This window comes from Emticicia sp. (assembly GCF_049241225.1).
GTDB lineage: Bacteria > Bacteroidota > Bacteroidia > Cytophagales > Spirosomataceae > Emticicia.
The window spans coordinates 8,998-21,740 of record NZ_JBMLRC010000262.1 but is presented as its reverse complement, the minus strand read 5'-3'; the positions used below and the strand labels follow the sequence as shown (position 1 = coordinate 21,740).

Annotated in this window: 10 protein-coding genes and 1 pseudogene; 6 read left to right on the top strand and 5 right to left on the bottom strand. The window is 38.0% G+C overall.

The features are described from left to right. Window positions 1-1,118 (bottom strand): sterol desaturase family protein (locus tag ACOVO2_RS14175; RefSeq protein WP_421770609.1); only part of this gene is annotated, 1,118 nt, incomplete at its 3' end. Window positions 1,119-1,384: 266 nt separating this feature from the next. Between ACOVO2_RS14175 and ACOVO2_RS14170 the strand changes: the two genes are divergently transcribed. Then, window positions 1,385-2,062 (top strand): DUF2490 domain-containing protein, encoded by a 678-nt coding sequence (locus ACOVO2_RS14170; RefSeq protein WP_421770608.1) that lies wholly within the window; start codon window positions 1,385-1,387, stop codon window positions 2,060-2,062. A gap of 93 nt (window positions 2,063-2,155) precedes the next feature. Here the strand turns inward: ACOVO2_RS14170 and ACOVO2_RS14165 are convergent, their stop codons facing one another. Together ACOVO2_RS14165 and ACOVO2_RS14160 are read right to left on the bottom strand one after the other, a co-directional pair. Then, window positions 2,156-3,379 carry a porin gene (locus tag ACOVO2_RS14165; RefSeq protein WP_421770607.1) on the bottom strand — a complete coding sequence of 408 codons (1,224 nt, stop codon included), beginning with the start codon at window positions 3,377-3,379 and terminating at the stop codon, window positions 2,156-2,158. Window positions 3,380-3,610: 231 nt separating this feature from the next. After that, window positions 3,611-5,026: an inorganic phosphate transporter gene (locus ACOVO2_RS14160; protein WP_421770606.1), complete on the bottom strand. Its 1,416-nt coding sequence runs from the start codon at window positions 5,024-5,026 to the stop codon at window positions 3,611-3,613. Window positions 5,027-5,195: 169 nt separating this feature from the next. Between ACOVO2_RS14160 and ACOVO2_RS14155 the strand changes: the two genes are divergently transcribed. Next, window positions 5,196-5,699 (top strand): dihydrofolate reductase, encoded by a 504-nt coding sequence (locus ACOVO2_RS14155; RefSeq protein WP_421770605.1) that lies wholly within the window; start codon window positions 5,196-5,198, stop codon window positions 5,697-5,699. Between the two features lie 105 nt (window positions 5,700-5,804). Here ACOVO2_RS14155 and ACOVO2_RS14150 read toward each other — a convergent pair whose 3' ends face one another. Then, window positions 5,805-6,590 carry a hypothetical protein gene (locus ACOVO2_RS14150; RefSeq protein WP_421770604.1) on the bottom strand — a complete coding sequence of 262 codons (786 nt, stop codon included), beginning with the start codon at window positions 6,588-6,590 and terminating at the stop codon, window positions 5,805-5,807. Window positions 6,591-6,976: 386 nt separating this feature from the next. On the opposite strand from ACOVO2_RS14150, the gene ACOVO2_RS14145 reads away from it, so the two are divergent. Continuing rightward, on the top strand, window positions 6,977-8,653 hold the full coding sequence (locus tag ACOVO2_RS14145) for an N-acyl-D-amino-acid deacylase family protein (RefSeq protein ID WP_421770603.1): 1,677 nt from the start codon (window positions 6,977-6,979) through the stop codon (window positions 8,651-8,653). A gap of 117 nt (window positions 8,654-8,770) precedes the next feature. Then, complete coding sequence (locus tag ACOVO2_RS14140) at window positions 8,771-9,094, top strand: phage holin family protein (RefSeq protein ID WP_421770602.1); 324 nt, start codon at window positions 8,771-8,773, stop codon at window positions 9,092-9,094. 221 nt (window positions 9,095-9,315) lie between these two features. Here ACOVO2_RS14140 and ACOVO2_RS14135 read toward each other — a convergent pair whose 3' ends face one another. Continuing rightward, the gene (locus ACOVO2_RS14135; protein WP_421770601.1) at window positions 9,316-9,819 is read right to left on the bottom strand and encodes a hypothetical protein; all 504 of its coding nucleotides are present in this window, start codon (window positions 9,817-9,819) and stop codon (window positions 9,316-9,318) included. Between the two features lie 211 nt (window positions 9,820-10,030). On the opposite strand from ACOVO2_RS14135, the gene ACOVO2_RS14130 reads away from it, so the two are divergent. Together ACOVO2_RS14130 and ACOVO2_RS14125 are read left to right on the top strand one after the other, a co-directional pair. Continuing rightward, on the top strand, window positions 10,031-12,472 hold the full coding sequence (locus tag ACOVO2_RS14130) for a TonB-dependent receptor (RefSeq protein ID WP_421770600.1): 2,442 nt from the start codon (window positions 10,031-10,033) through the stop codon (window positions 12,470-12,472). Between the two features lie 44 nt (window positions 12,473-12,516). Next, window positions 12,517-12,743: pseudogene (locus ACOVO2_RS14125) on the top strand (DUF4249 domain-containing protein); the annotation flags it as partial.

Sequence of the window (12,743 nt, the reverse complement as noted above, 5' to 3'; positions counted from 1 at the left end):
AAGGCAAAACCTATGATATTTTTAAGCAATTCCCAAGCGAGTGCGTAAGGGTTTCTGTCCATTAATTCGGTGTAAGCAAAAACGGTTAAGTAAATAAAACCACCGTAAATAAACATATTCGGTGAACCAATTTTGGCGATATTGCCAAAGAAATAAAAGAGCATTCCGAAGGTAAACAAAAACTGAAACCATATCCAAACGAGCATATTTTTTGAGCTTTTTGGGGCATATTTCTCAAAATTATAAGGGTCTTCTATTTTTACATCAGGAAAACGAGCCTCAACATCGGCTGGTCGCCAGCCCGTAGGCATGAACCAAATTCTGAATTTATCTTTCAAACTATTCGTATGATAAGCATCTTTTATCAGAAACCACAAATGCTGGAAATTTATCTTTATCGGATTCCAAGTACTGGCGGGGCGAGTGATGCCATAAACTGGCGGAACATTGGGCAATTCTTCTTGAAAAGTACCAAAAAGTTTATCCCAAATAATAAAAATCTGTCCGTGGTTTTTATCCAAATACTCAGGATTGATAGCATGATGCACTCGGTGGTGCGAGGGCGTAACAATGATTTTTTCGAGAATCCCCATCTTGCCAATATACACCGTATGGTACCAAAATTGAGCGAAAAGATGCAAAGGTGCAACCACAGCAATGACTTTCGTATCAACGCCTAATAAGGCCGCTGGCAATAAGAAAATAGTAAATAAACTCACAAACGACGAAATACTTTGGCGTAAAGCACAAGCCAAATTAAACTCTTCGCTGCTATGGTGAATGGCGTGTTTATTCCAGAAAAAATTGATAGAATGTGCCATTCGATGCACCAAATAACCTGTTAAATCGAGCGATACAAAGGCAATGATATACACCCAAATCGTTGATTCTACTTTGTAGAGTGTCCAATGGCTCACCATCCAATCATAGGTTAGGATTGAAACACTCAGCCCCAAAACGTCTTTTACCGAATTCGTATAACCCGACGTCAAGCTCGAAATCATATCCATTGCCTTGAATGAATCTTTTTTGGCGTACCAACCGTAGGCTTTTTCGATAAGCACCAACAATAAAAATAGCGGACTGGCAATCGTAAGAATTTTACCGTAGGTTTCCATTTGCTGTCGCAATTAAAAATTAAGAATGTATAATTATGAATTAAGATTTTTCAAAAGAACTCGAAAAGTAATTCCTCTGACAAAAACTTAATTTAGTATGCTTGCATACTGAATATTGTACAAATTTAGGAAAAAGTATTTTTATATTTATAAATATCAAAAAAAATGGTAATGTTTTTATTCAAAGAGAAATTTTAGATGAAATTTTGATAAAAATTAATTAATTCACTGTATTGTTTTGTGTATAAACCTCGACTTACTGATAAATGAAAAACCCTTTTTTCTTGACTTTTATCCTATTATTTAATTTATCAACAGCTTTATCTCAAAGTATAAATTTGGGAAGTTGGAATATTGTGAATCTGAAATATAATATCAACAATAAATGGAGTTTGTTTGGAGAAGCTCAGCTACGTTCGTTGAAGTTTTATGATGATTTTCATTATTACGAATACAAAGGCGGATTCAACTATAAGTTTCATAAGAATGGGACTTTTACTCTGGGAATGGGTAGTTATCAGACTTATCGAGAAGGAGGAGATTTTGTTTTACCCAAAAACAACGATGAGTTTAGAATCTGGCCACAAATAGTTCTTTCTGAATCTTTAGGCAAATTGAAAATAGAACAAAGGTACCGTACCGAAATGAGATTTACGAGTAATGGCTATCGGAATCGTTTTAGATACCGATTAGGGGTTTCGCTTCCTTTTGGCACAGAAAAAGATAAGTACAAACCGTATCTGATTTCATTAAACAATGAATTATTTTTTACAAATAATGAACCCTACTTTGAGAGGAATCGAGCATCGGTTTCATTCAGCTATAAACCTTCAAAACCCGTGACTTTGTTGGTTGGATATTTATACCAATTCGACTATAAAATTAATGATGAAACAGGTCGAGATTTTCTACAAATTGGCTTATTTCTGGAGGTAGGAAAATAGTGTAAGCTTTGAAACTTTCTATCTTATAGATACTACAAAAAATCTTGCTGAATTTATCAGCAAGATTTTTTTATCAATTCTTTTATCAATTCTTTAGAAATTCAATTGAGCTTGCAAACGTAGCAAGCGTCCTTTCTGTAGATTATCAATAGTTCTTAAATCTTCAAATCTTCTTTCTGAAAAAGTGTACATCGTCACCAATTCGAAATTTTTGTTTGGTTGCCATTCTACCCCAACTTCCAACTCTTTCACGTGGTAGCTACGGGCATCTAATTCGTGTTTTTTTCCGCCTTCATAATAATGTCCACGCACGAATGGAATAAAAATTTGTTTTTGTTTCACCATATAACTGGCCGTAATATAACCGCCCTTGAGTGGTTTATTTTCTACCGTTTTGGTTTCTTTATTAAATTCTGGGCCAGTTCCGATATTATATTCTGCTTGAATTCCGAAAGGCTTTGGATACAAAACAAATGTAGCAGCCGCACGTTGGTCGAGGTATGAAAAATTAGTACTTCCTTTTATACCCGTGCTACGTAAGTCAGTCGGTAAAACGTATTTTCCTGTATATGCCTGAATTCCTGGCTCAATGATTTGACCGTTTTTCAACTGAAATGGGTAGGTCACACGTGCCACGATGTGCGGCTCGTTGTTAAGTTCGGGGCGGTTAGCGGTTTGACCATTATACGCACCAAAAGCAAAAACACCGTAATCGCCCGAACCTTTGAAACCATCAGCTACGAGTGAAGCAAAAAGTGTACGGACATTGGCAGGTGCATACATGAAAAACACACCCATATCTCGCTCGTTGGAAACGGCACTATTGAGAGCATCGTTTCGATCAAGTGGTATTCGGTTTTGGCTTGATTGCATATTTTCAAAACCGTATGGAATTTTGCTTTGACCAATTCGGAGGCGATATTCTTTCTTTTTATCAAGAGCAACATCAACGTACATATCTCTGATTTGTCCGAAATGAAGACCTGTGCTTGAAGCATTAGATGCAAAATCGGGCTGAACGTAGAAATAAACTCTTTCGCCTACATTTCCACTAAAAATGATACGCATTCGGCGTACAAAAAAACCTCCGCCATCGCCCATCGACCTATCACACTGCTCACATTTGAGTTGAGAATTAGTTTCGAGCAAACGGTTATAGCGTACTTGCATGTACCCACGGATTGAGAATGATTCGTACCAATTCTTTTTCACTTCTTTTTTAGTAGAGTCTTTGGTAGAAAGCGGAAAAATGGTAGCATTGGACACGATTGGGCATAAAGCTATCGCTAGGCCAATTAAGGTCTTACGGAGTTTCATCTTGATTCTTTTATATTGGTGTTATTAAAAAATAATAGAGTTATAATTGGCAGCGAGTGTGGAAGTACTGCAAAAGAATTGTGATTAGCTACCTAGTTAGATAATCACTACTGATTTTTGAAAAAGCCAGTTAAAGCGTAAATTTATAGAGGAGATGAAGTCGAGACTTCTCAAGTATGTTCGGAATAGATAACATACCTGAGAAGTTTAAAGCTGTAATTTATCAGATGATCATAATAACCAACGGAAAAACACAAATAAAGATGCTGAAAGAAGAATTGCTACCGGTAATGTTAGCAACCAAGCTAAAAGAATACTCTTGATTGTACCTGCTTGAAGGTTTTTGATACCTTTCGATGCCACCATCGTACCTGCAATACCCGAAGACAATGCGTGGGTTGTACTTACTGGAAGCTTAAACCAAGAAGCTAAACCGATTGTAGTTGCAGCAACGAGTTCGGCCGAAGCACCTTGTGCATAAGTAAGGTGAGATTTACCGATTTTTTCACCAACCGTAACCACGATACGTTTCCAACCAATCATTGTACCAAGACCCAGTGATAACGAAATCATTAAGATAACCCACATTGGAGCATGATCGGTGAAACGACGGATACCTTTTTCTTCTTTAGTTGCCAGATTTTTTAGTATTAATTTACTGTTTTCGCTCAACACGATTTCCTCATCCTCAATCAATTTCTTAGTAGTTCCGCTCACTGTCAAGAGAGCTTTACGGATATCCAAAGCATTGGCTTTTTCAACTTTACCACTATCGGCAATGCTATTCAAGAATGCAATACTACTATTTATTTTTGCGATTTTTTCTTTTTCGGCTGTTGAAGCGTGAGTTGTATCAATGAGAGCGATTTGACTCGAAATTGTTGCTAACTCTGGCTTTAATGTCTTGAAATCAATGGTTTTATTGATCGCGAAATAAGTTGGTAAAACCCCAATCAGAATCAACATCACTAAGCCAATACCTTTCTGACCATCGTTACGGCCGTGGAAGAAACTTACGAGTGTACAAGTTGTAATCAAGATGGCACGAATCCAAAATGGAGGAACTTCATCCTTGTTTGGTTCTTCAAAAACTTGTTTTCTGATTTGTTTATTCAATAATCTACGAAGAGCAAACATCAGAAAAACGGCCATTGCAAAACCAACCATCGGCGATAACAATAATGCTGAGAAAATTTCTTTCGCTTTATCCCAGTTTACGGCCGCAATACCCATTTTATTATCGGGTAATAGTGCATAGCCTAAACCAACACCTAAAATTGCACCAATTAAAGTATGTGAGCTTGACGCTGGAATACCAAAATACCAAGTACCGAAGTTCCAGATGATTGCACTAAACAAAAGGGCAAGCACCATGGCTATACTATGATAAACATTTTGGTCGATTAGTAGTTCTACTGGAAGCAGGTTTACGATACTCATTCCAACTCCGACTCCGCCCGTCACAACTCCAACAAAGTTGATAATACCCGACCAAACAACGGCCTGAGTTGGTTTGAGAGAGTTGGTATAGATTACGGTTGCAACAGCGTTTGCGGTATCGTGAAATCCGTTGATAAATTCAAATGCACAAGCAGCCAAAAGGCAGAATGACAATAAGAGGAAAATGTCGGTTTCTAAGCCAAACATGATTTTTGGGGTTTAGTTAATTTTAAATTGATTATATTGGTGTTTATAATTTTAGTACAAAATTGAGTATTTTTGATTATTCCAAGAAAATTCTAATGTTATGAAATTGTTAAGACTTACGTAACATTGAAATAAACTATACATTTTCAAGTAAAATTTATATTAAATAATGACAAAACAAACAACTATTTCATTAATTGCTGCTATGAGCCAAAATCGTGCGATTGGATTGAACAATGCCCTACCGTGGGAACCTATTGCTGCCGATTGGGATAATCTTAAAAAAGTAACAAAAGGCAAAAAAATGATAATGGGGCGTAAAAGCTACGATAATCCACACCGAATTTGGTCGGAAGTAGGTAATTACGTGATTACTCGCCAAGCCGATTATATAGCAGATGAGGGATTTGAAGTAGTAAGCAGTTTGGAAGAAGCCTTTGAAAAGTGCAAATCTGACGATGAGGTATTTGTGTTGGGTGGCGAAGAAATATTCAGACTTTCGCTTCCGTATGCCGAAAAAATTTACCTCACGCTTGTGCATGAAACCGTTGAGGGAGATGCCTTTTTCCCTGAGTTTGATGAAAACGAATTTACGATAATCGAACGTAAGGAGTTTTCAGCCGGACAAAATACTCCCTACGATATTTCGATTTTGACTTATGAGCGAAAGTAATATAAGTGCTGACGCACAATTAAAAATGGATAATTGAGAATGAATAATGCTGTTTATCAGCAAGCCCCTTTTTTTATATTCTATTATTTTGGTCTTTACACCTGATTACTTTCCTTTATAATAGAGCATTTTTTTGCCCGTATTTACATCAGTTAGCAGCAATGCTCCTTTTTCTATATAATATTTTGAATTAGCGATATCGGTGATTTTTCCATTGATATTTACTCGCCAGTAAAGAATATTTCCCTTCGTAAACCACCTGGCTCCTGCTGCTTTTACTTGAGCAATATCCGAATTTCCTCCACCCGATGAATTACCCGAACTATTTGGCCCGCTCACATACGAACTTGAGCCACCGTCGTCAATCGTGCCATCAGCATTCAAAATAATAGACATGCTACTGCCGCCGTAAAATCCACCATTTGATGAATAATTTTCTTGGTGTGTCCATTTTCCAACTAAATTTGGGTCACGTGGCAAGCCGTCGGCTTTGACGGAGGTGTTGGTAGTGGGCGACGAAACAGGCATTCCTGCTTTTACAAAACTACCCTCTAAAATTACTTGATTATTGTAGCTGATTTTCTGCTGAATGGCACTATTTTGTAACAGCATCGAGAATGTAAATACTGTTCCATCGTTATAAGTGAGAGTGCCTGTGGCAGTGCTGCCAGTGGAAACTCCTTTGATTTGATAAGCGTTTGTTTCTCCACCCAAAAACACCAGCATTTGCCCCGTTATTTGATTGGTATTGGCTATTTTTAAAGATAATTCAGCTTTCAAACTACCATTACTTCCTTTTACCTGACCTTGCCAGTTTCCGAGGAATGATTGAGCAAAAATTGGGGTTTCCATCAAAATTAAAAGTGTATATACTAAAAAGGGGTTCTTCATGGCAAAATGTGTATTTGTAGGATTAAAATTCAAATAACGTATTTTTTAGCAAAAGATGGGTCTCAAAATCGGAATTTATTGTTTTTTCGTTACAAAAATTGCTATAAGTAATAAGATTTATATAATCGACAATTCTATAAATAGCTAAGAGGCTGTTTATAAGCCCATTAACTTTCTGTGGACTTGTCGATTATTGACCGTGGACTACTTAAATATAATTCTATACACAATTGTATGATACCTGCGGCATCAAAAAGAAATTGAATTATTCAATACTACCAATATTAAATCCCTACGGAATAAAATAAAATCTTGCTTTATCATCTGCAAAGATTTCATTACTTATGGTTTTTCTATATTTTTAGGTCAAATTGATTGAACCCTGCATGAAACCCAATAAATTACTCTTTTTTAGCAGCCTGCTGTTGCTATTTTCCTGCAATCAGAATAAATATGACCTCATCATAAAGAATGGTCTTATCTTCGATGGCAACGGAACTACTCCTTTTTTGGCCGATATTGCCATTAAAAATGATACTATTGCTTTTATAGGCAACCTAAGTTATTATGCCAACGCCGACGAAGTAATTGATGCTAAAGGAATGGCGGTTGCTCCTGGCTTTGTCAATATGCTGAGTTGGAGTACGGAAAGTTTGATTGAAGATGGGCGTTCGATGGGCGAAATCATGCAAGGAGTTACGCTTGAAGTAATGGGTGAAGGTGATTCGATGGGGCCAATCAGCGAGGCAATGAAGGTCGATGCAAAGAAATCGCAAGGAAATATTAAGTACGATATTCCGTGGAATACATTGGGCGAATATCTTGTCTACTTAGAAAAACGTGGAGTTTCGACCAATGTGGCTTCGTTTGTTGGAGCATCGACCGTTAGAGCAATGGAACTTGGCTACGCCAACCGTCCGCCCAAACCTGATGAACTCGAACGCATGAAAAAACACGTAAGACTAGCCATGGAAGAAGGTGCAATGGGCGTGGCTTCGGCCTTGATTTATACACCTGGCACTTACTCTAATACCCACGAACTCATCGAATTATCGAAAGTAGCTTCCGAATATGGCGGTACGTATATTTCGCACCTTAGAAGCGAAGGAAACAAACTCGAAGAAGCTACTGATGAATTGATTAAGATTGCTAAAGAAGCTAATATCCACGCAGAAATCTATCATTTAAAAGCAGCAGGTAAAGACAATTGGTATAAAATAGATAAGGTAATAGCCAAAATAGATAGTGCCAGAAAAGCAGGAATTAATATAACCGCCGATATGTACAACTACATTGCGGGAGCAACCGGACTTGATGCCGCCATGCCACCGTGGGTACAAGAAGGAGGTTTCGATCAATGGAGCCGACGACTACAATCTGGCACAATCAGAGATCAGGTTGGGCGTGAAATGAGTTCGCCACAAAGTGATTGGGAAAATTTGTGCTTGGCAGCAGGAGCCGACAAAACGCTTCTCATTGGTTTTAAACAAGACTCTCTCAGAAAATATATTGGTAAAACTTTGGCCGAGTTAGCAGCCATCAAGAAAAAAACTTGGTACGAAACCGCCATGGATTTAGTAGTTTCGGATGGCTCACGGGTTGATGTAGTGTATTTTTTAATGAGCGAAGAGAATGTAAAAAAACAAATTCAACTACCTTACATGAGTTTCTGCTCCGATGCTGCTTCGATGAATCCTGCGGGAGTATTCTTGAAATCAAATAGTCATCCGAGGGCTTATGGCAATTTTGCTCGACTTTTGGGGAAATATGTGCGTGAAGAAAAAGTAATTACACTTCAAGAAGCCATCCGAAAACTGACTTCACTACCTTGTGATAACCTCAAGATTCAGAAAAGAGGGCGTTTGGCAGTTGGTAATTTTGCTGATATCGTAGTTTTCGATCCAAACAAAATTCAAGACAAGGCAACCTTCGAGAAGCCCCATCAGCTTTCGGAAGGCATGATTCATGTGTTTGTAAATGGAGAACAAGTGGTGAAAAATGGTCAACATACGGGCGTAAAATCGGGGAGATTTGTGAAAGGGCCAGGTTGGAAAAGTGAGTAAGAAAGTCCACGGTCAATAGTCTGTAGTCCACAAATTAAGTCAGCAAAAAATAATCAAAGTTACTATGGCATATTTTTTTAGTCTAAATATTCAAAAACTACATTAACCCCCAACAACATGAGATTTATATTAGAAATTCTATTAAATGCAGGCGTATTGCTCGGAATTGCCTATTTGTGGCCAAAAGTACACGTAAAGAGCTATGGATTTGCGATTGTAGTTGCCTTGATTCTCGGAATTCTGAATGCTACCATTGGCTTCCTGATTAGAGTACCGCTCAATTTTATCACTTTAGGTATGCTTACTTTTATTATTCGGATGCTGGTAACGGCCTTTTTATTAAAAATCATCGATTCGTTTACTGATGATCTTACAATTGACGGCTATTTACCGGCAGTGGTGATTGCCGTGGCAATGGCAGCAGCAAGTAGTATCTTGTAAAAACTTAAAATTTCCATAATATCAAAAAAAAGAACGCTGATTTAACGTATTTTATCTGCAAAAATCAGCGTTTCTGAAAGAATCAGCGTACTCAGCGTTCCGATTTTGTATAAAAATGTACTATATGAAATTGCATAAAAAGCTGTATATACAATTTTGTACATCACAAAAAAATGGTAAGCTTGCAAGCAGGCTCACCATTTTTTTATCTATAGCTCTGATTATTTACCAAATAATTTACTCCAGAAACCTTTTGCTTTTTCAGTAACTTCAGCCACTGTTTCACTAGCTTCTGCGGCAATTTCTTGAGCTTTTACTTTAGCGGCTTCTACTGCTTCAGCCGCATCTTCTTTCAAATCTTCAATTTTTTCAGCTGCTTGTGCTTTTACTTCGCTGATTTTTTCATCGCTTACATATTCGGAAGCTTTTGCTTTTAGGCCTTCTATCGTAGCAGATGCTTCTGCCGCAATTTCTTGAGCTTTTGCTTTGGCAGCCTCTACTGCTTCAGATGCATCTTCTTTCAAATCAGCAATTTTTTCAGCTGCTTGTGCTTTTACCTCATTGATTTTTTCGTCACTAACTAACTCCGATGCCTTTGCTTTTAGATCGCCGATAACTTCGGTTGCTTCTGCTTTCAAATCTGTTAATTTTTCTGTTGCTGCAGCTTTTGCTTCTCCAGCTAATTCTGCTGCTTTATCCGTAACGCTTTTTTCGTTCTCTGCCATGATAATTTTATGATTAAAGGTAAGATTTTTGATATTGGCGTAAAATTACAATTTTTGTTTTTACAAATAAAAACTAAACTATTGATATTTAAGCAATTGTAATGTTTTTTTATTGTTAATCTTCGCAAGATACTCAAAATTTTAAATTTTGAGCATTATACAACTTTTATCTTTATTTTTTCGTAATAATATAAATGATAATTTGCCAACCATGATAAAAAAGATACATGTAATTTTAATATTTTTAATTATTTTAAATCACACAGCTTTTAGTCAACGAACCTTTACTATCAGCGGGTATGTACGTGAAAAAGGCAGTCAAGAGCAACTCATAGGTGTAAACGTTTACGTACCCAATAGTTCCTTCGGCACAAGTAGCAATAATTATGGTTTTTATTCTATTACACTTCCAGCCAGCAATTCCGCTACTTTAGTTTTTTCGTTTGTGGGCTACGAACGCATCGAAAAAACACTTGTTATAAATAAGAATATCGAAATGAACATAGAGTTGGCATCGGCCAATCAGCTCAACGAAGTGGTGGTATCATCGAAACGCCAAGCAGAACGAGTAAGCGAATCGGTTGAAATGAGTAAAATTGATGTACCGATCAATCAAATCAAGAAAATCCCTGCTTTTATGGGCGAAAAAGATGTTTTGAAGGTGCTTCAACTCATGCCAGGTGTACAGAAAGGCTCGGAAGGACAATCGGGAATCTACGTGCGTGGTGGCGGACCCGACCAAAACCTGATAATTTTAGACGATGCCGTAGTCTATAACGCCAGCCACCTTTTTGGATTTTTCTCAGTTTTCAATGGCGATGCTCTCAAAAGCGTTGAACTCACCAAAGGAGGTTTTCCTGCTCGTTTCGGCGGCCGACTTTCGTCGGTCATTGAAATGAATATGAAAGAAGGAAACAAAGAAAAACTGCATGGTGAGGGTGGAATCGGACTTATTTCTTCAAGATTAACCCTCGAAGGGCCGATTAAGACAAAAAAACAGAAAGCAACCAAATCTTCGTTTATTGTTTCGGCTCGCCGTACTTATCTTGATGTTGTGGCGGCTCCACTCGTAAAAGCTTCTCAAAGAGATGCCATCGAAAAAACTACGGGCGGTTATTATTTTTATGATTTGAACGCCAAAATGAATTATGATTTTGGTCGGAAAGATAAATTGTATCTGAGTGGGTATTTTGGTCAGGATAAGTTTAGCACCAATACAACTAGTCCAGATAATGTTTCGTCTAACGGATTAAACTGGGGCAACGAAACCGCCACTTTGCGTTGGAATCACCTTTTTTCACAAAAGCTTTTTGGCAATTTATCACTCATTTACAGCCGCTATCGATTCAATATTAGTTCAGTGATTAATTCTCTCGACCTAAATACCAATACAACTTCTACATATAATTTAGATTATCAATCGGGCATAAGAGACTACGGAATTAAATACGATTTGGATTATTTCCCAGCTCCAAAACACGCCATGAAATTTGGTATTCAGTCAACTTTTCATCGGTTTACACCAAGTGCGGTGGTACTACAAGACTCTGATATTAGCCGTTTTGAAAACCGAATTGATAATATTGACGTCGTAGAGTCAGGGATTTATGCCGAAGATGTTTGGCAAGCAAGCAGCCGCCTGAAAATGAACGCTGGCCTCCGACTCAGCAATTATCAAGTTTCGGGAGCGAGTTATGTACGCCCAGAACCACGTTTGGCAGTGGCTTACAAACTGAAAAACGATTTGGCGTTTAAGGCCTCTTACGCACTCATGAATCAATATGTGCATTTGCTTACTAATACGGGCATTGGTTTACCAACTGACCTTTGGGTGCCAACTACCGACAGGGTTGCACCGCAACAATCGCAACAAGTCGCGGCAGGTTTTGCTAAGGATTTTGACAAAAAAGGCTTAACGCTGACCATCGAAGGCTATTATAAAAAAATGAATAATCTTATTAATTATAAAGAAGGGGCGAGTTTTCTGCTGGTCAACGACCCCACGAGCAATACCCGTGTGCGTTGGGAAGATAACGTAACGATTGGCCAAGGCTGGTCGTACGGAGCGGAGTTTTTATTACAGAAAAAAGTTGGAAAGTTTTCGGGTTGGGCGGGCTACACACTTTCATGGACCAAATGGCAATTTGACGAATTGAATTTTGGCAAAGAGTTTTTTCCTCGCTATGACCGCCGAAATGATATTTCGTTGGTCGGTATTTATGATATAAAACCCAACATTACGGTTTCGGCAGTTTGGGTTTTCGGTACTGGAAATGCTCTGACTGTGCCGCTATCGAGATATAATGGTTATAGCAATTTTAATACTCGTTTTGGAAGAAATATTTTTAATGAAAATTCGTCAACGCCAGTAAGTCCGCTTTTTGCGGGGCGAGCCGTGCAGGAGTATGGCGAGAAAAATACTTTCCGTGCCGAGCCGTATCATCGACTCGATTTGGGCGTTCAATTCAGCAAAAAGAAACGCCGACACGAACGCACGTGGGAAATAAGTATCTACAATGCTTACAACAGAAAAAATCCGTTTTTCTATCAACTCAACACCAAAACCGATGCTAATAATCAGACTATCAATATCTTACAGCGATATTCTATTTTCCCGATTATTCCATCGTTTAGTTATAATTTTAAGTTTTAGCCACCCCCAGCCCCTAAAGGGGGGGGGTAAAAAATGTTTTGAAGATGAAAAAAATATTTTTATATAGTTTCCTTATAATCAGTCCGTTATTTCTGCTTTCGTGTGAAAGTTTGATTAAAGAAATTGACCCTTCGATTCTACCCGAAACTGACTCTAAGTTGGTAGTGGCGTGTTTTATTTCTCCGCAAGATACGGTTTTAGCGGCCAAAGTTACCGAGACAAAATTACTCATCGGAACCACGGGTGATATCAGAGAAGATATTACAAATGC